The 24128-nt window shown below is 51.3% G+C and carries 22 protein-coding genes; 2 read left to right on the top strand and 20 right to left on the bottom strand.

The window, feature by feature from the left end; genetic code table 11:
- The 19 genes from RN22_RS03650 to RN22_RS03735 all read right to left on the bottom strand — a co-directional run bounded on the left by RN22_RS03650 (position 1) and on the right by RN22_RS03735 (position 19844).
- Complete coding sequence (locus RN22_RS03650) at positions 1–2520, bottom strand: baseplate J/gp47 family protein (RefSeq protein ID WP_046303120.1); 2520 nt, start codon at positions 2518–2520, stop codon at positions 1–3.
- Positions 2517–2882, bottom strand: a complete 366-nt coding sequence (locus RN22_RS03655; RefSeq protein ID WP_046303121.1) for a GPW/gp25 family protein — start codon at positions 2880–2882, stop codon at positions 2517–2519. Before RN22_RS03655 ends, RN22_RS03650 begins: the two co-directional genes overlap by 4 nt.
- 14 nt (positions 2883–2896) lie before the next feature.
- The gene (locus tag RN22_RS24625) at positions 2897–3220 is read right to left on the bottom strand and encodes a hypothetical protein (RefSeq protein ID WP_082111348.1); all 324 of its coding nucleotides are present in this window, start codon (positions 3218–3220) and stop codon (positions 2897–2899) included.
- A gap of 13 nt (positions 3221–3233) precedes the next feature.
- On the bottom strand, positions 3234–3749 hold the full coding sequence (locus RN22_RS03660; RefSeq protein ID WP_046303122.1) for a phage baseplate assembly protein V: 516 nt from the start codon (positions 3747–3749) through the stop codon (positions 3234–3236).
- Positions 3746–4873, bottom strand: a complete 1128-nt coding sequence (locus RN22_RS03665) for a hypothetical protein (RefSeq protein WP_046303123.1) — start codon at positions 4871–4873, stop codon at positions 3746–3748. Before RN22_RS03665 ends, RN22_RS03660 begins: the two co-directional genes overlap by 4 nt.
- Positions 4873–5217: a hypothetical protein gene (locus tag RN22_RS03670; protein WP_046303124.1), complete on the bottom strand. Its 345-nt coding sequence runs from the start codon at positions 5215–5217 to the stop codon at positions 4873–4875. Before RN22_RS03670 ends, RN22_RS03665 begins: the two co-directional genes overlap by 1 nt.
- Before the next feature lie 15 nt (positions 5218–5232).
- The gene (locus RN22_RS03675; RefSeq protein ID WP_046303125.1) at positions 5233–5856 is read right to left on the bottom strand and encodes a hypothetical protein; all 624 of its coding nucleotides are present in this window, start codon (positions 5854–5856) and stop codon (positions 5233–5235) included.
- On the bottom strand, positions 5857–6066 hold the full coding sequence (locus RN22_RS03680; RefSeq protein WP_046303126.1) for a hypothetical protein: 210 nt from the start codon (positions 6064–6066) through the stop codon (positions 5857–5859).
- Positions 6067–6074: 8 nt separating this feature from the next.
- Positions 6075–7718, bottom strand: a complete 1644-nt coding sequence (locus RN22_RS03685) for a DUF4157 domain-containing protein (RefSeq protein WP_046303127.1) — start codon at positions 7716–7718, stop codon at positions 6075–6077.
- Positions 7711–9723, bottom strand: coding sequence for an ATP-binding protein (locus RN22_RS03690; RefSeq protein WP_231590838.1), 2013 nt, complete (start codon positions 9721–9723; stop codon positions 7711–7713). The genes RN22_RS03685 and RN22_RS03690 overlap by 8 nt, the downstream gene beginning before the upstream one ends.
- Positions 9720–11027, bottom strand: coding sequence for a DUF4255 domain-containing protein (locus tag RN22_RS03695; RefSeq protein ID WP_046303128.1), 1308 nt, complete (start codon positions 11025–11027; stop codon positions 9720–9722). The genes RN22_RS03690 and RN22_RS03695 overlap by 4 nt, the downstream gene beginning before the upstream one ends.
- Positions 11024–11878 carry a hypothetical protein gene (locus RN22_RS03700; RefSeq protein WP_046303129.1) on the bottom strand — a complete coding sequence of 285 codons (855 nt, stop codon included), beginning with the start codon at positions 11876–11878 and terminating at the stop codon, positions 11024–11026. The genes RN22_RS03695 and RN22_RS03700 overlap by 4 nt, the downstream gene beginning before the upstream one ends.
- Before the next feature lie 10 nt (positions 11879–11888).
- Entirely contained in the window at positions 11889–12695 is an 807-nt protein-coding gene (locus tag RN22_RS03705) for a hypothetical protein (protein ID WP_046303130.1), read from the bottom strand.
- 10 nt (positions 12696–12705) lie between these two features.
- On the bottom strand, positions 12706–13233 hold the full coding sequence (locus RN22_RS03710; protein ID WP_046303131.1) for a phage tail protein: 528 nt from the start codon (positions 13231–13233) through the stop codon (positions 12706–12708).
- 68 nt (positions 13234–13301) lie between these two features.
- Positions 13302–15251 (bottom strand): phage tail sheath C-terminal domain-containing protein, encoded by a 1950-nt coding sequence (locus RN22_RS03715; RefSeq protein ID WP_046303132.1) that lies wholly within the window; start codon positions 15249–15251, stop codon positions 13302–13304.
- A gap of 438 nt (positions 15252–15689) precedes the next feature.
- Complete coding sequence (locus tag RN22_RS03720; protein WP_046303133.1) at positions 15690–16181, bottom strand: tyrosine-protein phosphatase; 492 nt, start codon at positions 16179–16181, stop codon at positions 15690–15692.
- Positions 16182–16253: 72 nt separating this feature from the next.
- Positions 16254–16844, bottom strand: a complete 591-nt coding sequence (locus tag RN22_RS03725) for a membrane integrity-associated transporter subunit PqiC (RefSeq protein WP_046303134.1) — start codon at positions 16842–16844, stop codon at positions 16254–16256.
- Positions 16844–18514, bottom strand: a complete 1671-nt coding sequence (pqiB, locus tag RN22_RS03730; RefSeq protein ID WP_046303135.1) for an intermembrane transport protein PqiB — start codon at positions 18512–18514, stop codon at positions 16844–16846. The genes RN22_RS03725 and pqiB overlap by 1 nt, the downstream gene beginning before the upstream one ends.
- Positions 18515–18527: 13 nt before the next feature.
- On the bottom strand, positions 18528–19844 hold the full coding sequence (locus RN22_RS03735) for a paraquat-inducible protein A (protein ID WP_046303136.1): 1317 nt from the start codon (positions 19842–19844) through the stop codon (positions 18528–18530).
- A gap of 256 nt (positions 19845–20100) precedes the next feature.
- On the opposite strand from RN22_RS03735, the gene RN22_RS03740 reads away from it, so the two are divergent.
- Together RN22_RS03740 and RN22_RS03745 are read left to right on the top strand one after the other, a co-directional pair.
- On the top strand, positions 20101–21627 hold the full coding sequence (locus RN22_RS03740) for a DEAD/DEAH box helicase (protein WP_046303137.1): 1527 nt from the start codon (positions 20101–20103) through the stop codon (positions 21625–21627).
- Between the two features lie 494 nt (positions 21628–22121).
- Complete coding sequence (locus RN22_RS03745; RefSeq protein WP_046303138.1) at positions 22122–22793, top strand: oligogalacturonate-specific porin KdgM family protein; 672 nt, start codon at positions 22122–22124, stop codon at positions 22791–22793.
- Positions 22794–22835: 42 nt separating this feature from the next.
- On the opposite strand, the gene RN22_RS03750 is transcribed toward RN22_RS03745, so the two are convergent.
- Positions 22836–24110, bottom strand: a complete 1275-nt coding sequence (locus tag RN22_RS03750; protein WP_046303139.1) for a type VI secretion system ImpA family N-terminal domain-containing protein — start codon at positions 24108–24110, stop codon at positions 22836–22838.
- Positions 24111–24128 lie beyond the last annotated feature (18 nt).

The following is a 24128-nucleotide window of genomic DNA, read 5'->3' on the forward strand; positions in this document are numbered from 1 at the left end:
TCAACGCCCTCCATCCATATCGAGAAGGAACACGCCATTGCCCGGATGACTGATGTCGTTGTCGATCCGTGCGATTTCCGTGCGGCCGAATTCGAGCTTTCTGTCTACCAACCCACTGGTTCTTGGGTCCCCAAAACGGCGGAACCTTGTCACTTTGGCTGCTATCACTCCTTCTACATTCTGAGCGGCAGCCAACCAAGGTGAGAGATGAAGGGTTTCTCCAGCACGGAACCGATTTGGGTGTAATAAACCTAAAGCGCCATCAGGCAAACGGTTTGACGAGAAGAGTTTCAACAGGCGCTGGCGAACATGGGATTTCGACGTATTCGGCGCAACACAAACATGAAGCGTCACTTCAAGGGGAACATAAACCGGTGACGACACTTCCACATCATGGGCGGCGAGGCGGAATTTTTCGTAATGGTCACGAAGCGTGGTTCGCAATGTGTCAGACACTTTTACCCTGTCGTCCGGATCGGGCAAGGCAAAGGTCGTCATCCAACTACCCGTATGGATGTAGGCACAACTGACGTCCTGAATACCGGCCACCCGTCGACCCAGCGTTTGATAGTCTTCCCGCGTGACTGCCCGCTCTTGTGTTTTGAACAGGAAAGGCGCACGTTTCCTGATTTGCGCATTGGTTTCTGGGTTTCGCCCTCCTTCACCGGGCGTGATATTGCGCACTTCCGTTACTTCTGGAATAGGCAAAGCGAGATGATAGAGCTTGTCCGCACCGATGTGACCTGCTGACCCCACTCCTACGCGATAGGTGGCTGTAAACTGGGTTTCAGGCAAAGGGCGACGACCGTAGACGTTGTCACCAAATCGCAATGAAACCACGCCATCCCGCTCGATTTCCGTGGTAAATACCAAGGACGAATCGTCTGCTGCAAGCATATCCCTGATCACGTGATAAGAACGCACTTCAACGCCATCATCTGCATCAAGAGAAACACTGGCGAATGTTTCGCTCGGTGAAGGTGTTTGCAAAAGCTCCGCCGCAGGCGCGCCCAACGTATAGTCAGGGGAAAACGTCAGTGGACGATTGGCGAGAGTCGGCTGGTATCTTGGGGTGATGGTTTCAGCCTGTTCCTGCTCGCAATTGGCTTCCGCGCAGCTTGCTCCTTTAGCACTATCAGCTTGCATACCCTGCCCCGGCGCCCAACTCAGCGTTGGCAGTGGCACTTCTGGTAAACGCTCGCCAGAGATCGTTTGACCATGATCCACCAGCACCATATTACCCCGGGCAACGGTGACGGGTTCAAGGTACCGGCGTCCTTCCTCAATGGAAGTTTCTGATGAAATGCACATAGGGAAACGCAAAGCATCCGCGCCATGCCAGACAACCTCTGTGATAGGCAATTCCGTTACCGGATCGAGGAGTGGTTCACCATCTGCATCAAATGCCTGCACTTGTGTCAGGAGAACCACTTGGCGTTGCGACAGTTGTCGGTCAGCTTGACTGCCACTTCGTGCCCCCATCACTTCTTCAAACGCCAGATACATACCTGCTTCCAAGTCAGGGAAGTGGCCATCTAAAGTGGCACTTATAGCGCCTTTTGGCAGGTAGCAACGTGCGTCACTCCAGCTATAAAAAGTGATTTCGTTATGAAGGGAAAAAAGCGCTGATACGTCATGGCAGGTTTCATACACAGCACCACTTTTCGCGAGCAAAGCGTCGTCTCTCGCGAAGGTTCTGGGTTGCTCACTCAGTTGGGTACACACCGCGCTGCCTTGAGGAATGACCAAGGTGGCGGGGGCAATAGGATGTATATCTGCCGACACGGCGAAGTGGCAAAAACAGCGGGCATTACAGCCTTCATCCACGCTGTAATCCACCAGCCTTGTCATGCGCTTGAGCGAAATCCGAGAGCGTGCTTTATTGAGATAGGCTTCCGTTGTGGCGGCATCTTGTTGGTAAGCCAGTTGGTCCGCGGTATAAGCCAGCACTTCCACCAGCACAGTAGAAAGGTCTGCGGGGTGTCCGGTCGCCGCGGCTGGCGCCGTCACGGAAAGCCTGTCGAGCATCATGCGGCGGAAGGAATAGAAATCTCTCGCCGTGTAATCTATCTCTGTATCAAGGGTTTCTGGTTCAGGGCAATCACAACTGCTTTGACAGTCGAATGGCGAAGGGCATTCTACTTTGAAAGAGAAGCCAACAGATGCCAGCGCAGGATCTATCTCTGATGGTGGCAACGGATTTAATGAGCTGGTGACGATGTTGATGCTGTAAGGCGAGAAATCACCGGGCTCGGCGACTTCAATCACCAATACATTGGTTTGTCCGTCCAGTCCCATCGTGACATTGACTATTTCAATGGCATTCGGCCCTTCAATGCGAATGTTATCGATGGTGTAAACAAACGCACCGGGATCATTGACTAGATGTAAGTGAAGAAACCGTTGGCGATCAGTTTCCACCGCAGCTTCACGATCGATGACTTCAACGAAATCGATGCCATTCAAATCTGACTGGCGCACTGCCTCACGTCGGCGTTTGTCGCAGCAAAAATAGATCATGCTGACACCTCACGCTCAAACGTGGCCTGTTGTGACTCTCCGGTAGGCAGAACAATGTAGGCGACATTGATGAAAAGCGCGCCATTGTCGACATAGACGTCTACCTCAGCAAGATCGATATCGTCCTGCATCCAGGTTTGCAGCGAGGTCGCTACCAGACTCCGTGTATTCTCAATAACCGCTTCGCTGACACCCGCGAAAAGAAGACGGTTCAGCCCGCACCCGAATGTTGGCATCATCACCCGCTCGCCCGGCTCAGTGAAAAGTACCTGCTCGATACGATCGCGAATGACATCCAGCCGCGTCGTGGTCGCTGTCCGGCCTTGGGTATCAATGCGATAAGGAAAATCGGGATATGCCATAAGGATTCACTCCCTTAGGTCGCTAGTACACGCGGTTGAACCACGGATGGGAGCAAAGGCGTGCCAGTGGGAGCGCAAACAGATTGTCCCGTCTGTAACGCGAAAGGCTGCCCCAATGACAAAACGCGTACTGAGCCTGAAAGCCACTGCCCCGTCACACAAGGACCATTGCCAGCGTTTGGCGGTGGCATGGCACAACCGGCGACGGCATAAGGCGAAGTTTGCAACACGGTAGGTTGTCCCGACACCATCACCCTTGGATTAGGCACCGTGGGTGTCGCCTGCCCACCATGGGCGCAGGTGACTGTGGCACCAACATGAAGAATCGCTCCTGGCATTGCTACATTCCTCTTAGGTGATGGTTAGCGCGCCGTTATTGATATCCACGGTTGGTCCCACCATAGATATCTGCGCCCCTTTCCCGTTGTTGATGAAAATGCCCGCGTCAGTCACTGACAGCGTTGCCCCTGTTGCTGTTTGCAGCGTGATACCGCCCATGCCCATTGGCCCGCCGATATCACAAATCACAATGCCGTTCTTTGCCATGGTTTGCAGCGTGATGGCTGAAATGGGCGGCACCGCGGTTCTCGCCAAAGTCGGCACATCCGAAGGCGAACCTGCAAAACATCCCGTCCAGATAGGGTAATCCACATCCCCTTGTTCAAACTCGATCCACACGCCTGCACCAATAGGTGGGACCGAGAAAATTCCTGAGTTCAAGCCCAACACAGGCAGACAAGGCATACACCAGCTTCCGGGAACCATGCCCGACACGCTGGGAACCGTGGCGAGGATCCGCCCTTGCTGCATTGGGTCGACATTGTTGACCACGGTGCCGCGGAATTTACCGTAAAGAGGTGTTGTCATGCGGACACCCTGTTAACGGTCGATAGCAAACCGTCCCTACTCAATTGAAAATCCTGCTTCAATTCGCCTTCCTTAAAGGTGGTGGTAACAGATTCCACATAGTGAATGCCATTGAACGCTGGACTCGAACCTCGCACATACACCAAGCGCCTTGCCATCAACAAAGAACCGTATGCGAGCACGTCCAACGAGCCAGTCATTTTCAACACGCGAACCGCAGATTGTGCCGCTTTCGCCATGCCAATCATGGCCGCCTGAACCGGCGAATATTTAGCGGTTTCATAGATGTTTTTGGTCTTTAAAGTGATGGGACGAATCAAACCCAGTGGCGGATTGAGTGGATTGAAATCTGGCACTGGAATCGTCAGTGGCATTTTGGTCTGTGGATTCTGGATGGTGATCAGCGGAATGTAAGCTTCCTGCGCATCATATGAGCCAGACAGCGAAGTCACATTGCGGTTGGCATCCAAGTCATCGTTGAGCGGTTTCTGCACGTTACCGATTCGAACGTCCGGCCCCCAATACGCGACAGACACACCAACGGTATCCGTGGTTTCTGTGTAGAACACATACCCCACGCGATCGGCCAGCGATTGGATATAGGCGAGATCGGTTCCCTGCTGAGTGGGTATGCGGTCTGTCGGCACTGGCACATCAATCAGCACAGACGGGATAACTTTTGGGATCAGCCCAAGGAACGCATACTTCGCCAGTACCAGATTAATTCGGGCAAAGTCGGGCATGGCAGGAAAGCGCATAAAGCTGAAATCGAGATAGCTGAGCACATGAGTCAGGTCTTTCCCTGTAATGGTCATCCGAGATACACCCGGAGCGCTGGCAGGGCTGACATTGTGTTGGGTGATCACACCGTCCATCAACACGCTTTGCTTGCCGTGCATTTCCACCGTAATCACGGTGCGCACCAACGGGATAGGATTGTTACTGGCAAGCATAAAAATGGTGTGCAGCGGCGAATTATTGTCGATTTCAAACACCAACTGAAAACCAGAAGGCCCCTCGGTTTTGGATTGCACTTCACAGGAAACAAAGGCGTTAATAACCGCTTTTGAAACCGGAACCGGCGCAACAGGGCCAATGTAGAGGCTCATGACAACATCAGACATCAGCCCTCCCCATCGCCCGAAGAAAGGGCAATTTTCCGACCCGGTGTAGCCAACAAATCACCGGGATAAGCTTCAAGGTTGGCATCCGCAATGTGCCACCAGCGCGATGTGTCGGCGTAATAAGCCGCCCCCAGCAAATCCAACCTGTCTCCTTCCCTGACCAAAAGCATGGGGGCGGTGCCTTCCCCCGCGGGCTCTGGAACGAAACGACGGCTTACAAAGACTCTCTCTGTGCCATCGCTGTCCGTCATCACTTTTAAAGGCGCACCCGCATAACGACTGCTTGGCGTAAAGTCCGCAGTTTCGTCGGTATTGCTGAGAAGGTACTGGGTAAGATCAGTCATGCTATTCGCCCCTAATCATCCATCAACCGCGGGTTTAATGACTTTCGCTGCCTGCTTCTCGATGCCATCAAGGTAGTGCAGGAACAGCGACGAAGCAGGATGGTCAAAGCCCAAATCATCGACCGACAACACTTGTAGTGACAGGCTGGCTTTGGCGCGGATAGGGTTTAACTGCGCGCTGAAAAACTCTTCTGCCACTGAAAGACTGCCGACTTTCACAGGCATTCTTCGACGCAATCCCCAACTGAAAACAGGCAAAGGCTGGGTCATAGGAATAATGGTGATCTTGCCTTGTCGCGCCAGAGTGTCATTGTCTAAAAGCTGGCGTTTGGTTGGCGAAATCAGGCTTCGAAGCGCTGCGATGTAATGCCCTATTCCGTATTTCACTGCGTCCTCGTCACCCCGTGACATGGCATCTGTAGCATCGAGAATCGCATCAAACGTAATGGTTTCTTTTGGCGGACCATTGAGGCGTAGTTGTTCACTGCGCGTTTCAGAGGTCGACGGTGATTTCACCTCAAACTGGGTATTGAGTGAGTCCGGATTAATCAGCAAGGGAATGGCGCTCATTGGCTCCGCACTTTGTGGATCCAGCAGCACAATTCCGGCCTTGAGGTAGTTAGGTTGGGAAGACAACATTTAGCGCGCCCTCCTAGCTGCAACCGTACGGGTCAAATGTCTGGCTGCTGAAGCTGCCGCTTGGTGCTGCGCCAATCTTTGATGCTCGGCTGAAACGGAGCCCATACCCGGCCAGTTTTCCCGAACGACATCAGACATGACGCGATAAATTTCGCGATAGGAGGCGTTCTCAGCGATGTCGATGTGATCGAACCTAATCGTGACTTTCATTCAACCTCCTACGGCACCGCGAGATTGCCAGGAATGGTCCACCATAGCGGTGGCGCTAATGATGGGATCATCCGAACACCGCGATAAATGAGATACCCGATACCAACGGCAGCAGCCCCTGCAACCACAGGTTTAACGGCTGGACGCAAATCCGGCATTTCGGGAAGCTCTGGCATACGCCAAGGCTCTGAAGGCGGCTCCACAGGTCTTGGTGTTGGGCGCGGAGCGGGCCTTGGTGAAGGCACTGGCTGTGGATTTGGCTGCGGGACAACCCTAGGCACAGTGCGCGGCAGCAACACTGGAACCGGTAAACGAACCCGGATTCGCACTCTGCGCGGTGCCCTTCTTCTGCGCGTGTTCCGGCAGCGATAGTAATAAACACCATTGGAAGCAGAACCACCCACAGCAGGCCAAACATCAATGTTCTGCAGAGGATTCGCCACAAATGGCATGGTCGGAAAGGCGTAAGACCACATGGTGGTTGCTGGACCAATGATGCGCTGATAATTGGCAATATCCCGGTTCAATTGGGCTTCAGCATCAACCTGACGGCCGTTTAACCAAGAAGCAGGTTTTATTTCGCCAACTTCATCGATAAAAGGCCCTTGAGACCAGTGCTTCACCATATCAGGTCGCGTTGAGCCGGGAATTTGAAAGCCGGGGTGACCATTTCCCAAACAAGGTGTTGTGGGAGAAATCGCTCGGTGAAGTACGCCACAAAATCCGCCAATCTGGCGGTGTGCAGCGACACCAATCTGCCCCATTGTCATGGTCGGCACGTCACAACCCGCTACGATTGCCCGCTGGATTACTGGAAGTCTTCCTTGTCGAGACACGCCATCCAGCAACTTAGCTTGGGGAATAGGTGCTGATGGCTGGGGTCGGTTATCGCCAAAGGATTCCACCGCAGACTCTGGGATCAAATAGAGCTTGCTCTCTGGTGTCTCTAGCGACTGCAAATCAGTAAACAGGCTTTCAACCTCAGACTGATCCATCATCTCGCCAAGAAATTCAAGATCGTGAGAAGGTGATTCAGAGCCCACGACTTCCGCAGACTCTGCCGCCCCCATCTTTTGTGGGAAACGCCCGATCGAGCCTTGTGGTGACGACACACTGAAGCGTTTCCCTGCTGCAAATGCATCACCGCCCCGATCAGCCTCCTGCTCATAAGTGTCACCCGCGCCCTGAAGCTTTGAAAACGCGAGCCCGCGGCGCTGCTGCACCACATGCGTCAGCTCATGCCCAATCAAACGCAAGCCTTCTGGCGTGTCTGGACGATAGAATCCGCTTCCGAAAAACACATCGTTACCGGCAGTAAAGGCTTTGGCCTGAAGCTGTCGGGCGTAGTTTTGCGCCATACCGCCGGTATAGAAATTCACATCCGGCAGCGTTGTACCGAAGGTTTGCTCCGCGCGCTCTCTTAACGATTGCGGAATCGCACCGTCTGGCTGGGTTGTGCTCGAGCTGGCTGCAGGCTTTTTCAAAACTGGGCTGTTCGCAGCTGCTTTGGCGGCGCAAGCAGAACAAGTACCTCCTGTCGGTGCTACATTCCCACAGCCGCATTTTTTCTGAATCACAAAGCCGTTTCGCGGAGTATTGACCGCTTTCTCGGCATGGGATTTTTGCGGTGTCAGGGGAGTGAATTCAGCCATAATCTAAGTCCCCCGCTTTAATAGGACGTTCCAACTTTTGAAGCTCTGCCGCGGCGGCTTCCATCAGCCACCGCATAGACACCGATTCATTGTGTTGCGCCGCGAGAAACGCACCATTCAACGCAACATTGTGGATACTGCCGCCAGTAAGATTCAGCTTCGCAAGCCGTGCTGGGTTCACGTCCTCGGCCAACGGAGTTTGAGGCGGGAATACAGAAAGCCAGATCCGTTCTCTTTCCGCTGGTGCAGGGAATGGGAAATCCACCACAAAACGCAGGCGGCGCATAAAGGCTTTGTCGATTTGGGATTTTAGATTAGTGGCGAGAATCGCCAATCCGTTGAACATTTCAATCCGTTGCAGCAAGTCATCAATGCCAATGTTGGCAAATCTGTCGTTGCTGTTTTTCACCTCGCTTCGCTTGCCAAACAGTGCATCAGCTTCATCGAAGAAGAGGATGGCTCCACAGCGCTCAGCCGCCTGAAATAAGGCTCGCATTTGCTTCTCGCTTTCGCCGATGTATTTGCTGATCACGCTGGCAAGGTCGATGCGGTATAGATCGAGGTTCAGGGTATTGGCAATCACCTCTGCTGCCATGGTTTTTCCTGTCCCACTTTCACCGCTGAACATGGCACTGATGCCCATGCCCCGGCTCATGCGTTCACGGAATCCCCAGGACTGATAAACACGACTGCGAAGAGCAACCTGAGAAGCAAGCTGCTCCAACATCTTGGTTTGAGATTCCGGTAACACCAAGTTGTCCCAGCTGGCTTTGCATTCGATACGTTGGGCGAGCTTTGAAAGCTCGGTTGACGCACCGCGCTGGCAGATTTGCCAGAGTGCTTTTTCAAAATCTGATTCATTATTTGAACCACTTTGTGCAGCAGCCACTGAGGCAGAGCGGAAAATGTCTGGCTCGCTCATTGAAAACTGTTCGGCCAATCTTGCAGGGAGCTGTTTGTCTTCAACCGGAAGCAATTCTGACCATATCGACTCCTGCTCTTGCACCGTTGGTCGTTTCACTTCAAGCGGAAAACTTCTGGTCGAAAAGGCCGCAGGAGCTCGTCCTGTGTCAATCAACACCAGTCCACGCATTCTGGCAATAAACTGTTCAGCCAGCTTTTGTTTTGGAGCATCGTCCGCTTCTTCGACCAATAACAGCATGGGTAAAAGGCTCGCCTCACGCAGCCAAAGTCTTGCAAGGGCATCCAAATCGTTCGCGCGGGAAGGTAGATTAGATGCATTGATGCGTTGCAAACCGACATTTAATTCAGTCGAAATAGAGACCGCCATTGTGCGCTTAGCGAAGGCATCATCTCCAAAAAGCTCAAACACGGTCGAGGTGTTATTCATTCCGAAGTGCTGGCTTTGAGAAAGGTAATTTAATGCGGCATCCAAATGTTGGCGCTGGGATGGCATGAGAGAAACGGATGATTCCACATTGGCAGGTTCAAGCAATACGGAAAGACGTTCATCGATGTAGCTCAAACCGCGGGCAAAATTCACCACCCGCTCATCGGCACTTAATACTCCATCGCCAGAACCTAATGGCTGCCATTCCACCAGCAACCAATAACGAAGCGGAGAATGCGGTGAAAAGCTGCTCCAGTCGCATTGCGGAATGCGTGACACACAAAGCATCGCAGTCGGAAATGTATTTGAGTGGTTGTTAGTAAGAGCGGCGCATCGCTCTCCTATCAAGGGTTTAAGTGATGCGGCAACTACCAAAGCCAATATGCTCTGGTCGCTTTCGTTAAGTCCAAATTGATCAATCAATACATTGATAAAACTTGGATTTTCGCCTAGGGCTTCAGCGCGGAAACGGTTGTTGATAGTCGAAATGGATTCCGGCGGCGTCGTGTTCGCTTCGTCTGAAAGCAAAGCACTAGCCCACTCCACGACTGCCGACAAATGTGCGTTATTCAACGCCTGCCAACGCTCAATTGATTGCTGCTCTTTGGCTTGTTGCTGCTCAGAAACAGAAAATTGGATGGACTCAGACATCATGGCACCACCACTACCTGAGTCGGGTCGAAAATCGGTGCTCTTGGGGTGAAGTCCGGAGCAACAGGTGGTCTGTCTCGAAGGATAAACCAGCTATCAACACCATCAACACGCAATCTGGCTGGGTAACTGCCTGCAACCAGCGGCCCGAAGATAAAAACGAGGGTGTTTGTCGCCACAGCGACAGATTCCGCAGTCGCCCCTTCTGAACCGAGCCACATCATGGCTTGTTGTCCGGGATGAACGTGCGGGGTAACGCTTAACGTGACGACCACAGTTTGACCATTTCGCACCACACTGGCAGGTGGCAAGGTCATCACTGGGGCGATTTGGGCGGAAAGTTGATTAGATTGTAATGGTTGACCACCAACGTCAGCAGTAAAGAATAGTGAATAGATACCTGCTGCCCAATTGGCTGCAGCATTCGGCAGTGTCACTGACTGCGCGCGTGCTGTTCCGCCCGCCTCTGCATTGATTGTATGTTCCACCTCCTGTGAGATATGAGAGAGCGTAAATCGAGGATTCGCGCCATCCAGCGCAAACCCTTCGGTGTCCAGGGTATCTCCCAACCTTGCACTGGACTGCAAGGCGGGAGGGATAATGCGCGCCAGTTGGGGGACTGACGGAACCAGACTTGGCTGGACATCGGGCCCTGTATTTCCAGGACCAATGGTCAATACCGGAAGCGCTTCCCGCGTGCCCTGTTCAACTTGCATCAACACGGTTGATACGCGGTAAGTCGCGGAGGGGCGGTACTGACTTTGCAATGCGCTCCATAACGCGGATTTTTCCGACACGGGCATTGGATGGGGCGCGATACGAATCGCCTCAGCCTGATCAGCCAAACCTGTGTCTGCCAGCGCTTGGAGAAGCGGAGGAAGGCCCGCTGCAATTGCGGGTGAAGGGTTTAGCGCAGTTTGAATTTCTGCGCGGGTAAACCCCGGATGTTCATGAAGAATTTGCATGGCATAGCCAAGCAATACATCGTTGTGCAAATCCGCGGTGCTATACGCACTCACGATGTAATACAAATCCAGCGGCAGCGGTGTGTTATTGATTCTATCGCCGTCGCTGTTTCGGGTTGGCAAACATTGGTTTGCCCAGGCAGCGTTGACTTCGGTGTGGTAGAGAAACACATTCAGCGCAGGTGCGTTATCTTCTTCCTGCGCCAGCATTTGGTCGGGTGGAAGCGCGTGAACAGGCACATTGGTATTCACCACGGTTGCCACATCGTGATCGACCAAACCATCATTCAACAAATCACGGAGAAGTTGAGTGATACCTGCGATCGCCAGCGCGCTGCTCATCGTTTGCCCTCCTGACGGTCACGAAGGTAATCAGTCAGGCTTACTGGTGGTTTCCAGCTTGGTGCTTTTTTCTCTGGGGCTTTGGGTGCCGGCACGATCGAAACATGACCAATGGTCACGGACACTTCGAGATGATCTTGTGGGCTCCCTTCTTTTTCTGGAGAGAGCGCTGATTCAACGGGGGTCACAGAGGCCAAGCGCTCCGTATTGGGCGACACTTTTTCGTCTCCCAATATTGATGCGGCAACCTGCTTAGTAAAGTCACGGCGTTTCGCAGGTTGCTGACGGTTTTCAGGTGCGACAGAGGAAGATTCCAGCTCTAAGTCTCTCAACTCGGCGAGGGTCATAGCACTTGCAGAATGCGGGCTTACATCGTTTGATGGGGCATCTGATCTAGCGGAAACCGTCGATTTGTTTTCCGCATCTCTCTGCCATACTTGTCTCTGCCATTCTGGGCTCGAAGACTCTGCATTATGACCAGGAAATTCGGCCTCTATATCTGACGAATAGTCCTTTTGGGTTGAGTGACTCCTAACGCTCTCTGGCGAAACTGGGAAGGATGAGGAATCAACTTCCCTGTTAAAACCATATTCAATATTTCGGTCAGAGTGGGCTGCTTTTTCTGGTTGCACTGCTGATGAAAATTCGCTCTGTTCACTTTGAGTCGGTTTGAGATTTGTTTTCGTTGGTTCTGGCACCAACCAATCGGTGACAGTGTCACTTGATGATTGAGGTGATGTGGGGGAAGAGTCATCACTCACGTGCGAATAATAAGAACGCACCACAGGTTTAAGCGATTGTTCACCTGAGACATTTCGGCGAAGAAATTGGCTGAGACCTTGACTCATCATCTTCCTCTCCTCACTCAATAATCATCGCAATATGACGGCGACGACGGGCAGGACTCATAGCGAGAATATCCTGACTCGACCAGCCATAGGCTGTTGCCAGTAAATGCACATCCCAGAGCTGCTTCTCGACACTGGCGGAGAGTTGCGCCCAAAACTGGTTAGCAATATCAAACTGATGAAGGGTTTCGGCGCCGCAATCTGGACAGGCTGAATTCAGCGACACGATGGAAAGAGGTTCAGAAGCCAACATCTGTTGTTCGATCTGTTCAAACAGCATTTCCCAGGCTTCTTGCGCATTCTCTTTTTCTGCCAGCGCTGAACGGATTCGCGGGAAATCCTCGGGTTCAATAACCCTTTGTGCAAACTGAAACAGCATGACTTCGCTGTTTTCCAGCATGTTCAGGTCCGCAATGCGGGGTAAACGAAACCGACATGGGATCCCTTCAAAAATCACATCGTGATAAACCGGGAGATACGCATCCGTATCCAGTGAAGCGTGCACCGCGTCCCAGGCTTTGGAGAGTTCAGGGGACGCGGTGCCTAACACTTGCGAAACGGTAAACGAAAGCTGCGTTTTCTCACCGCATTCACCGCATTTGGCTTCAACTTCTATGGCATCACCAAACTGGCGCTGGTAAGCAAGCATCAGCAAATGATCGCGACCTGCCACTGTCCAATCAGGCAATGTCGGTTTCAACGAATCCGGCACAAAAGCGCCCGCCAGTATTGCCGCTCGCTCCTGCGCGCGACGGGCTGAAGCGGCTTCCCACACTTCAACCTGACGGTTATCGTTTAATGCTTGCAACACCATTGCCATCAGCGTCTACTCACTGCTCAGGATGAACAAAACTGGGTTCTTTCGGCGTGGTCACCGCCATGCGCTCCCAGCCTTCGTTTTCGAGTTTGATAGACTGAATCATGAACGCAGAGCTGGATGCATCTAACCCCGGCAGCGCTTTGTATTCCGATACCCAGCAGCGGTAAATGCTGTAGCTCAGCACCTTCTGACCCGCCTCATTCAGCACTTCCAGAATCAGGTTTTTGTGGAGGTCTGCCAGCGACACTTCACCACCTGGCTCAGTCCCGATTCGCCAAACCTTATTTGCCCACTGTTCGAACTGGAGATTTTCCGTCACACCGCGTTCAAGGGTGATGGCTTCGAATTTCACCTGACCCGGAGATTTACGGGTGTGGGATGGGTCGCCACCTGCGCGGTATTCATTCACTTCCACCGTGCGGCTGAGACCTGATACTTTCTGCACCGCCGCCAGCACATCGCCGCCGGCTTCTTTGATGATGAATTTGTACCCAGGGTACGGGACCACCCGCTGACCATTCACATTGAGCTGAGACATAACGCCCCCTCGCTACCTATCGAGTCATACATTGAAGTTGCCGACAGCCACCGCCATCGGCGGAGAGATTAACTGCCGCTGTTGTTCATCAGTTGGAAACTGACAACAACAAATTCCGCAGGTTTAAGGGGCGCCATGCCCACCAGTATGTTGACGACGCCGGCATCGATATCTGCCTGAGTGGTCGTCTCGGCATCGCATTTTACAAAGAAGGCTTGATCCGGTGAGCTTCCCTGAAATGCACCTTGGCGGAAAAGCCCTTGCATGAAGCTGGTCACCGCGATGCGAATTTCTGACCACAGCGGCTCGTCATTGGGCATAAACAGGGTCCATTGCAAACCACGGAACAGGGATTCTTCGATGAAAAGCGCCGTGCGCCGAACGGGTACGTATGTCCATTCGGAGGCGAGCTCATTTGCGCCACGCAACGTTCTTGCACCCCAAACGATATTGCCGCTGATGCCGCCGTTTCTCAGGCAGTTCAAACCAATGGGGTTGAGCAGACCAATCTCGTTGTTGGTGAGGTTGTGGTTGAAGCTAATCACGTTGCGAAGGCTGGCAGTGATACCTGCCGCTGCTGTCCAAATCCCCGCTTCCGAATCGCGGCGGGCATAGACGCCAGCGACAGTTCCGCTTGGGGCGATAGTTCGTAAGCGGTTGTCGTTATTGGGATCCGGCACCTGAACGCGGGGATAGTAAGCGGCTGTGTTACGGTGACGAAGCCCTGCCCCAGCGACTTCATCCAACCATTCAATCGCTCCTTCCGCACTGTTCACGTTCTCTGGCGGGTCAATCAGCAAGAATGCCCGCTGTTCTTCACAGTAAGCAATCGCAGGACTAATCACGGTCGACATGTCCGCCACATTACCGTTGTTCAGATCTGACGCTTCCGGTATCAACAGCAGGTTGAAAATATCGACATCTTCCAGTGCGTATATACCAGTTCTGGCGTTGCGGTTTCCCCGCAATTGCGCAGCAGTCGGTGCACCACCATCAGCGCCCGCAGTTTGCGCGGTCTGAAATCCGGCTGCTGCAGCCGTATTCATGGCATATTGCTGAACGTTGGCCTCTGCGCTGCCTTCCAAAGCGGTCGTCACTGCAAAGTCCCCTGCCGTGTCGGTAATTGACACCATGTGACCAGCTCGATAAGCGGTGCTGTTGCGCCCGGCGTAAACGGCAATTCGGTCCCCCCGAGCAACGACCTGGCATTGCGCCCACAGCGGATCCGCTGGATGAGTATCTCTAATCGCGTTCTGCAGCATGAGCGCAGCACCAGCGATGGTTGTCGGTTTCGTCGTCGCGTCAACAACTACAGAGCGCACAGTGCCATCGCCTAGATCGATATCCATAGTGTTGTTGTCAGCCATTGCGGCGTAATTTGCGACTGTCTGTGTACCAGAGTAATAACCTGTTGGCGCAGGCATATCTGTGCCGGCGAAGTCCGCAATTTGAACCATCATCGAGTTGTCGTTGACAACACTTTGCACAAACCTAGGATGAGTCGCGACCATAGACACATTGCGGTAAGTCTCGTTTCGCACGGGCACTTCGAGACCATCTACATGCCTGATTTCGGTCACTGAAAGATTGAAAAGTGATGAGGGATCTGTGGTCAGGTAGTCGACATCAATGCGGATGTGATTATTCCATGCGCCGGGATCTTCAACCGGCTCATCTTGAAACTGACGCCCGGCGTTAAAAAGCAGTGTTGTGTTGCCATTCCAACTATCGACCGACACACTGCCATTGGTTCCTCCTCCAACACGGACAGCATAGGACTCACCGCCCCCATTTGTAAAAAATTGCGACACTGCATAGCTGGTTTCACTGGTGGTATGAACGCCGCCCATATGAGTGTCAAAATCTCCGACATGGAACATGCGCAAGGGCGTGTTTATCGGCCCTCGTGAAAAGCCACCAACAAACGCAGCGATAGATGTGGCAGCACCACTGATAGAGCGGCTGCCGCTGGGAATTTCCTGGATGTAAACGCCGGGATATGTCAGTGCAACGGGCATGAGTGACCTCCTCAACCATGGCAGAACTCGTATAAATTGGCGTTGGGAGCGGCACAACGGTCTGACAATACTCATTCACATTTTGACTAAATCGCCGTGCTCAGAATATGCCACCACAGACACAGTATCAGTGCTGCAATACACAAAGGATGATGGCTAACTATCGCGTGACAGTGTGTCGCAAAAACAAGAGAGGGTTGGTCATGTGGGCGAAAGCGTCAAAAAAGCACGATCGTTTTAAATACCAGTTTTCAGAGTATTAGCAAAAATGTAATCGTTCTTATATCTGATGCGCTTTTTTTAAACAAAAATAGTGTCGCTTGCCTTGCGTGGTATGCTTTTTCAGACAGCAAAGGAAAGTATTCGTACGATTGAGTTGTTTGGGTATATCTCCGAACAGCCCTTGTGTTCGGCTGTTCGGAGTCATTTCTTGCAGGATTATTGATTCACAAAGGTGTGGATATAATCAATCTGAGGCTGTTTGGTGAAGGCACCCGGGCGCAATGCCTGAATATCACGGATGATGTCTTGTAACTCCCAACCGCGCTCAAGCAGAAGGTGAGCAGACAATAAACCGGTGCGGCCTGAACCGCCCATGCAGTGCATGACAACCTTATCGCCATTTGCAATGGCTTGGTGCAATTCTGATTGGCTGGCTTGCCACTTTGCCATGAAAGTAGCGTCTGGGGCTTCATCGTCTTCGATAACAATGTGGAACCATTTCATGCCAAGTTCCTGAACCAGTTCGCCCAGTTGCTCGACGCCTTTTGACGCCATTTCTTCTTCATTGATAGCAGTCACAACAGCAACCGCACCTTGCGCTTTTAGCTGTTGAAGGCTTTCCAACAGTGACAGGTCTTTGGTTCCCGGGCAAGGGGTCAAAATCAAAGCGCCAGATTCCACTGGCAATTCCCAAGTTGGATGTGTCATCCGAATCTCCCTAATTCTATTTTTCGGTGCAGGATCTTGGGGATGAATTATGACATTTGGATGACAGTGCGCCTACTGCCCGATTTTTGCCTTAGATAAGTCAAAACCCAATGTACCTATGACCTTATCCAGCGTTTCGGAGAGTGCATTAACAAGCGCCTGGTACCCTTCTTGTTCCAATGGCGACTGCGCGTAGAAGGTTTGGGATTGACCGATATCACCGTTGCCATCCACCAACACCCAGTCTCCTGCCACGGTTGCGTTACCTTGGTAATCACCATCAAACCGGCTGATGTTGAGTTGGAGTCTAGGCATTTTTGCACTGTTCAAAGAAGCATTCGGATACATTGGCCAATAGTTTGCTTTTGGCGTACGCAGTTGATTAACCAAACGTTCTGTCACCTGTTGGGAAAGGCTTTCAGCCCAGAGGTTATTTTGCGCAATCACAATCTCGGAGGGTGACGTTTGGTAGGCAATTCCCTCTCCTGCTAAATACCCCGCAACTTTCACAGGCTGGATTAGCAAGATGGGCTGTTCTTTTCGCAACACTGTCTCTTTCAATTCAGCTTGAGGCAAGAGATACGTTTTGGTTGCGGTGTCAGGCGCGCTGCTACACCCCGCTATCACCACTACGAATAGCCAGCTAAGCAATGATTTTCTCATTAGCGCTCTCCCTTCACTGGAATTGGATCTGACAACTGGCTTTCACCGAAAATCAGAGAGTCTGGTTTCTGGTTAAGTTTCTTCATTAACGGACTGAATCCATCCATGGCATCGTTGAAACCTGTCAGCGCTTCTTGCAGTTTCTGGTAGGACTCCGAATCAGGATTGAAGCCACGTAAGGTTCGCTGAAGCTCTTCCAGTGTATCCCTCAGCTCTTGAGGAAGCTTTTGGGCACCATCCTGTGCAAGCAAGCCATCGAGACGCTGAATCAGACTATCCAGTTCTTTACCCGCAGAATTCAGTGTCGCCATGGTTTCTTGGGAAGCATCCAGTGTTTCCTCTAGGGAAGTCAGCACACCTTCGACAGGGAGCTTGTTAATCTTGTTAAGAATGCCGCCGATCTGCCGTTGGAACTGAACAAAATCTCCCGAAACAGACGGAAAGAAGTTATAGCCCCTATAAGTCGTCTGATACGTTTTGTTGGCTTCATCGGGATAGAAATCCGTATCGATATACAGCGCTCCAGTCAGCAGATTGCCGGTTTTTAGTGTGGCACGCAGGCCATGCTTGAACTCGGCTGCGAAAGCCTCTTTCAACTCTGACGGCGTGATTTCAACGTCCGGCTCGAGGATCCGCTCAACTTCAATATGAATAAGTACAGGAATTTGTTTGGACGCAAAGCCCCGCTTTTTATCTGTCAGATGCAGCGGCACTTTCTCCACCGTGCCAATGCGTATACCGCGGTATTCCACGGGTGCGCCGGGGTTTAACCCGCGGACGGATTCACTGAAAAGCAAGGCGTACTCTATGTAGTTATCAAACATTTGCTCCTGAACTTGCTTCAGGTCGTCATAGAGCTTGAACAAGGTCATCTGCTCTGTAATGGGATATCCCTTTGATTGCCCATCAGGCACACCAAAACTCACGCCGCCGCTGACCAGTGACTCCAGAGAGGCGATTTGCACCGCAAAGCCTTGGGCATTGAGTCGAATATCCAACCCTGACGTCAACCAAAAACGGGTTTCACTCTGGATAAGCGCATCGTATGGCTGGAAGATGAAAAGCTGATAGGTCGCCTTTTCTTTTTCCAGATCAAACCCAACCCTCTCTACACGACCAACGGTGTAACCTTCAAAAAGCACGGGGTCGCCCACTGACAACTTCCCTGCTCTTGGCGACGTTAATACAACCCGTAATCCTTTGGCATCTGGTGGGGCAATCGGCGGAATATCGAGCACGGTAAAGGTATCCTGAGATTCTTCCGACACGCCAGGACGCAGAGCGATGTATGCCCCAGAAAGTAAGGTACTAAGGCCTGATACACCTTCTTTGCCGATGCGAGGTTTCACCACCCAGAATGTGGCATCTTCCCGCAACATGCGATCGGCGTTTTTGTCCATCCTCGCTTTCACGACGATGGCTGAATAATCTTTGTTGAGCTGGACATCTGTCACCACACCCACTTTGACATCACGGGCGCGAATTTCGGTTTTCCCTGCTTCCAGTCCGTCAGCGGTTTGAACATGTAAGGTGATCAAGGTGCCTTGATTACTTTCGTATTGATAAAACATCCAAATACCGACCGCGAGAGACACCAATGGCAGAATCCACACTGCGGAAAATGAGCGTCCTTTTTTCACTGTAGCGGTGACTTGTTCTTCCTCACTCATACGTTTTTATCTCTTATTCTTGTGGTTGTGCAGCGCTTGGTAAGACTGGTGGGCTTGCCGCAGGGTCACGGTGTCTAAGTGGGCCCCAGAACACACGAGGGTCAAAAATCAAAGCGGCACACATGGTAAAGAAAACCACCAAGGCAAAATAAAATGCGGCGGGGCCAGGGCTGATACTCATCAAACCCTTTAAGTTGACCAACGCAGAAAGGATGGCGACAACGAACACATCAATCATCGACCAGCGGCCAATCAATTCGGTAAATCGGTAATACTTCAGTTTCTTCAACGCATTAGTGTCATCTTCCTTCCCTTGCTTTTCCGCCCTTAATAGCCAAATCATGATGAGCATTTTGGTCATCGGCACGAAAACACTGGCAATAAAGATAATGGCCGCTATGGGGTAAGAACCGAGGTTCCAAAGCAGAATGACTCCATCCATGATGGTTGAGCGTTCGGTGCTGCCGAGGCTCACGGTATACATCATGGGGTAAAGGTTGGCAGGCACGTAGAAGATGATCGCGCTGATAAGAAATGACCAGGCCCAACCGATATTCATATCGGGGTTGTATGGGTGTAATCGACTGTCGCAACGCTGGCAATGCTTGTGGTGTGGGTCGTTGATTTGCTGACACACCCGACAGGCAACATGGTTGCCAGAAAGATGTGTGTCTCCCGGTTTCACTTTTCCGGTGGGATAAAGAGGAAACAGGTTTTCCCAAAGCCATTCTTTATCAATCGCCCGGGAGAAAAACACCACCAGCGCACTGTAAGCACAGTAAGCCCAGAAAGCAGCGCCCAGCTCAACGTCTGCCAGTGCGGCAATCTTCACCAGACTGACAATTACCCCCACCAGAAAGATGTCTACCAGCAGCCAAATCTCTACGCGAAATACCAAGCGGCTAAGTTGTTTCAACAGTGAAGGCGGTGTGTTGACACCCCTTCCCTTTGAAGATTTGCTGGCAACGTGAAAAAGGAACATCACCAGACTGATGTATATGGCTGGCAAAACAATGATTGTGATGAGCAACATGGCAGCGAGAGCATTGTTGTCGAAGTTATGGAAAACCTTGAGTGCGTCCAACAACGAAATGTTGTTACTGATGCCACTGGCACTGAAAGACATAAAAGGAAATACGCAACTGAGCGTGAGCATAACCAGACAGGAAATACCGTAAGCCTGCACTTTCGCCGGGCTGTTTTCCACTTGACGAACCAGCGTATGCCCGCATCGAGGACAGCTCGCTTTACTGCTTCCTTCCATAGGCGGAATAGCAGAAACCAATCCACATTCATTGCATGCGATAAGTAATGGAGAAGGTTTCTGCATAGGATAGGTCCGGATGGATATTCAACTGAGTATACCTAGCGCACTGATCGTCAACGTCTTATCCTTGAAGCAGTACTACGAATTCCGACTGACAAAGCCCGTAAATCGTCACATACATATATCCAGTCTGGCCATTTTCAGATATTCATTGCCCTATCCAAGGTAAAAGCGCAGAATAGCGCCCCTTTGTCCCAGTCTTCGGCACACTTGCCGACCAAGCCTGCTTTTGGGCACTCACTTACCGAGAAGTTAATTTATGGGTTTTACCGATCTAGGTCTTTCTGCGCCAATCCTCCGTGCTATTCAGGAAAAAGGTTACGACACCCCCTCTCCAATTCAGGCTCAGGCTATCCCTGCAGTTCTGGAAGGAAAGGATGTCATGGCCGCTGCGCAGACAGGTACAGGTAAAACTGCGGGCTTCGTTCTGCCAATCCTTGAACGTTTGAGCGAAGGCTCACGTACTCGTCCAAACCATATTCGTGCACTGATCCTGACCCCAACCCGCGAACTGGCTGCACAAATCCACGAAAACGCCGTGGTTTACAGCCGTCACCTTCGTCTGCGCTCTAGCGTGGTTTTCGGTGGTGTGAAGATTAACCCGCAAATGATGAACCTGCGTAAAGGCACAGATATTCTGGTGGCAACACCAGGTCGTCTGCTGGATTTGTACCAGCAAAACGCAGTGAAATTTTCGCAACTCGAAGTACTGGTGCTGGACGAAGCAGACCGCATGTTGGACATGGGTTTCTTCCGCGACATTAAAAAGATCCTCGACCTGCTGCCGAAGAACCGTCAGAACTTGCTGTTCTCTGCGACTTTCTCAGATGAAATCCGCGATCTGGCCAAAGGTCTGGTGAACAACCCTGTCGAGATTTCAGTAACACCTGCGAACTCAACAGCGCGCACTGTAGAGCAGTGGATTTACCCTGCGGACAAGAAAAAGAAACCGGCAATGCTGGCAAAGCTGATTAAAGATGGCGACTGGAAACAGGTACTGGTATTCACCCGCACCAAGCACGGCGCCAACAAGCTTTCCCACTTCCTGAATGATGAAGGCATTACTGCTGCGCCTATTCATGGAAACAAGAGCCAAAGCGCCCGTACTAAAGCGCTGGCTGATTTTAAATCGGGTGATGTTCGCGTGCTGGTTGCAACCGACATTGCAGCCCGCGGTATCGATATTCCACAGCTGCCACAAGTCGTAAACTTTGAAATTCCACACGTAGCGGAAGATTACGTTCACCGCATTGGTCGTACTGGTCGTGCCGGTGAGCCGGGCAAAGCGGTTTCACTGGTGTGTGCGGATGAAGCGGACGATCTGTTTGGCATCGAGCGTCTGATTCAGCAGCTTCTACGTCGTGAGGAACTGGAAGGCTTCAAGCCAACCAATGCGCTGCCAGAGAAGGCGCTAGATACTCGACCTATCAAACCAAAGAAACCGAAAAAGCCTAAGAAGCCAAAAGCACAAAATGGTGAGGCGAAAGCGGCGCCAAAATCCGGCACAGCAAAAGTTAAAGACGGTCAGCCAAAAACTGACAGAGCGCCTCAGAAGAAAAAACCGTTCAAGGGTAAGCCGCGTAATGGTGGACAATCAGGCCAAAAGCCTGCTGCTAACCAAAACGACAACCGCACCAACAATGGTGAAGGTAAGCCACGCCGCGCTGGCAATGCGAACAGCAATGGCAGCAAAGGGAATGCAAACAAACCGAATAATCGCAAACCCAACCAATCGCGCCGAAAATCTTCTGGTGATAGCGTAAAAGTCAGTTGGGGCAATTACTGATTCTCGAATAACCCTATCCCCAAACATCCCTAAGATGCAGGATTCAGCAAATTTTGGGAAAAAGGCCAGACAGACGTCTGGCCTTTTTTATACTTCATATTTGAGGTATTCCCGCGTTCTCAAACCACATATCGCCTTCCAACACCAATGACACTCATCAATTTTCGCTTCGCTTTTAAGGTGAGGTAATTCACAGATTTATAGTATCTCCAATACCGAAAAGTTATTCAGGAAGCGTTAAGTTTCATCCATTACTTTGCATACGAAACAAGTTGTTAGACCCAACTTTCGTTTTTAACGCTTGGGTGCTCTGATTGTCTCGCTATTTACAAGGAAAAGAAAAACGCAGGGATTTACAGCTCTAAACAATTATTGACGGCTGATAAATATAAGCGTGGTGGTCACTCATTTTACGCACGGACCATCCCTCAGAAATAGCGCGAAGAGCCCCGTTTAACTTTTGGGATTGTTTAATCCCATTCAGGAGATATTTTATGAAACGTGTTGTTATTGCTTCTGCCGCACTTTTTATGGCTCAAGGCGCTATGGCTTCTTCTTACGTCACCGGTAACCTGCAGTTCCACAGTCATGGCGACAAAATGCATGGTTCAGATGCCACCTCAACATTAGAAGCAGGCCATACCTTTAATAACGATATGGGTGGTTTTACCCTCTATACAGAGTTTGACGGCATTCAGATTGGCGAAGTATACGACGCTGATTCTGCATACGTAACGCTTGGCGGTGAACAGTCCTTCAACATCAACGAAAACCTTTGGGTAGCTGCAGGTTACCAGCACCTTCTGCATGAAGGCGATACGATCCAGTACCGTCCATTGGTGAAAATCGGATACAACTTCGATAACGGCGTGCAGATCAGCAACCGTACCCGTGCTCACATCCATGAAGAAAGTGGTAATGACACCGACTGGCGCTTCGACACCCGTATCGCATACGCGGTAAACAGCGATGTCGCACTAAGCTACAACAATGTGTACATGTATGCTGGTGACTACGATGCTAAAGGCGATGCAAAAGATCACAGCATGGACCACGAGCTTCGCGCAACCTGGACCCGTAACGGTGTTCAGCCATACTTTGAGTATCGCAACCAAGGTGATAACACCAACAATGCATTTGTATTCGGTGCGTCGTTGAGTTTTTAAAATCAACTCACACATACACAACAAAGGGAGCCAAATGGCTCCCTACTCTTGCTTAGCTTCTAGTTGCTCAAGCTCAGGCAAAGTCTCTCTCACCAACATCTTCTTCATTACCAGTGCTTTCATTTGCTTATCAACAGTATCCAACTCCTCTTTTGCCTGCTCAATCTCACCATCACTGATCAATTTTTCAGCAAAAGAAATGCGGGCAACTAGCGGAGACAAACTAATCGCGTAGTTTTCCAATCCTCTGGCGAGGGCTTGAACCTGGTCTGCTCGACCACTTTTGGCATACAAGCTGATGTTCGCAGCTCGAGTTCGGGCAGTTTCGAACTTCTCATTCATTGCATCAAATTCTGCAACCAGTCCTGACTGCCAGTGTTGAAGTGACTTGGCGACCTGTTCCGCTTCCGGCGTATCAGGGAAAAGGAATTGAAGACTGTCGGCGTACTCCATACCCGCTGCATAGTTATCGCCAATATTCGATGCTGTCAGTATCGACACTTTGTCAGCATAACTTGGAAGCAGCTGTGACTGATATTCCTTCAAAGCCTGAGAGCCATATTCCGCACGGATTGACTGTGCTTCTTCCAAGGAAATTACCTTGGGTTCAGCGCCGGCAATGGTCAGGGTTGAAAGAGGCGTTTCTGCGCTGCCCTGCACTTCCAACAATCCATATAGCAGTGCCGCACCAACGGCCAGACCACACATAAAAATGAGTGCACTGGCGTTTTGCTTTTTCACTTCTACCTCAACGGGAGGAGGCGCGATTGCAGCACCTTTACTCTGACGCTCTAAGCGATCGATATGCTCGAAGACAGTAAAGCCAAGCACATCCAAATCATCGACTTTACCTCCGCCATTTTTGGAAAGGTTTCTGTCTATCGCTTCAAGTGCGCGTTCACAACGGTAGAGATCGCGAAGCTGACCGATACTTGGCTGAATCGCGCGAACCTCCTCGCCGATGCGTCCGAGCATCCAGCGATAGAGCTCAGCACGTTTAGCATGAGGCATGTTCTCATCGTCAGGTGCACGCAACACCGCCACCTGAAGTTCTAAACCATTGGCAAAGCCAGATAGACCCTGCGTTTTCATCGAGGCGACGGTGAAGTAGATAGCAACGAGAAGATCTGCGCCTTCTTCTGTCGCCACTTTTTCACAAAGCTCACGAACCTTGGTCCAGTCCGTCGAGCCAGCAAGCGGGTTAAAGCGTCGGTTTATCTCGCTGCGTATTTTCTGGTAGTCAGAAGAGTCCCGCAGTTTTGCGCTATTTTCTGCCAGTTTTACGCCATCGATGTCCGTCAACATCCACTGCGACACTGTGTTTGTCCTTGTTTT

Origin of the sequence: Grimontia sp. AD028 (genome assembly GCF_000973155.1) — a bacterium.
GTDB lineage: Bacteria > Pseudomonadota > Gammaproteobacteria > Enterobacterales > Vibrionaceae > Enterovibrio > Enterovibrio indicus.

Coding starts and splice junctions, on each gene's coding strand:
- RN22_RS03650 (WP_046303120.1), bottom strand. CDS start 2,520: ATGATCTATTTTTGCTGCGACAAACGCCGACGTGAGGCAGTGCGCCAG.
- RN22_RS03655 (WP_046303121.1), bottom strand. CDS start 2,882: ATGGCATATCCCGATTTTCCTTATCGCATTGATACCCAAGGCCGGACA.
- RN22_RS24625 (WP_082111348.1), bottom strand. CDS start 3,220: ATGCCAGGAGCGATTCTTCATGTTGGTGCCACAGTCACCTGCGCCCAT.
- RN22_RS03660 (WP_046303122.1), bottom strand. CDS start 3,749: ATGACAACACCTCTTTACGGTAAATTCCGCGGCACCGTGGTCAACAAT.
- RN22_RS03665 (WP_046303123.1), bottom strand. CDS start 4,873: ATGTCTGATGTTGTCATGAGCCTCTACATTGGCCCTGTTGCGCCGGTT.
- RN22_RS03670 (WP_046303124.1), bottom strand. CDS start 5,217: ATGACTGATCTTACCCAGTACCTTCTCAGCAATACCGACGAAACTGCG.
- RN22_RS03675 (WP_046303125.1), bottom strand. CDS start 5,856: ATGTTGTCTTCCCAACCTAACTACCTCAAGGCCGGAATTGTGCTGCTG.
- RN22_RS03680 (WP_046303126.1), bottom strand. CDS start 6,066: ATGAAAGTCACGATTAGGTTCGATCACATCGACATCGCTGAGAACGCC.
- RN22_RS03685 (WP_046303127.1), bottom strand. CDS start 7,718: ATGGCTGAATTCACTCCCCTGACACCGCAAAAATCCCATGCCGAGAAA.
- RN22_RS03690 (WP_231590838.1), bottom strand. CDS start 9,723: ATGATGTCTGAGTCCATCCAATTTTCTGTTTCTGAGCAGCAACAAGCC.
- RN22_RS03695 (WP_046303128.1), bottom strand. CDS start 11,027: ATGAGCAGCGCGCTGGCGATCGCAGGTATCACTCAACTTCTCCGTGAT.
- RN22_RS03700 (WP_046303129.1), bottom strand. CDS start 11,878: ATGATGAGTCAAGGTCTCAGCCAATTTCTTCGCCGAAATGTCTCAGGT.
- RN22_RS03705 (WP_046303130.1), bottom strand. CDS start 12,695: ATGGCAATGGTGTTGCAAGCATTAAACGATAACCGTCAGGTTGAAGTG.
- RN22_RS03710 (WP_046303131.1), bottom strand. CDS start 13,233: ATGTCTCAGCTCAATGTGAATGGTCAGCGGGTGGTCCCGTACCCTGGG.
- RN22_RS03715 (WP_046303132.1), bottom strand. CDS start 15,251: ATGCCCGTTGCACTGACATATCCCGGCGTTTACATCCAGGAAATTCCC.
- RN22_RS03720 (WP_046303133.1), bottom strand. CDS start 16,181: ATGACACATCCAACTTGGGAATTGCCAGTGGAATCTGGCGCTTTGATT.
- RN22_RS03725 (WP_046303134.1), bottom strand. CDS start 16,844: ATGAGAAAATCATTGCTTAGCTGGCTATTCGTAGTGGTGATAGCGGGG.
- pqiB (WP_046303135.1), bottom strand. CDS start 18,514: ATGAGTGAGGAAGAACAAGTCACCGCTACAGTGAAAAAAGGACGCTCA.
- RN22_RS03735 (WP_046303136.1), bottom strand. CDS start 19,844: ATGCAGAAACCTTCTCCATTACTTATCGCATGCAATGAATGTGGATTG.
- RN22_RS03740 (WP_046303137.1), top strand. CDS start 20,101: ATGGGTTTTACCGATCTAGGTCTTTCTGCGCCAATCCTCCGTGCTATT.
- RN22_RS03745 (WP_046303138.1), top strand. CDS start 22,122: ATGAAACGTGTTGTTATTGCTTCTGCCGCACTTTTTATGGCTCAAGGC.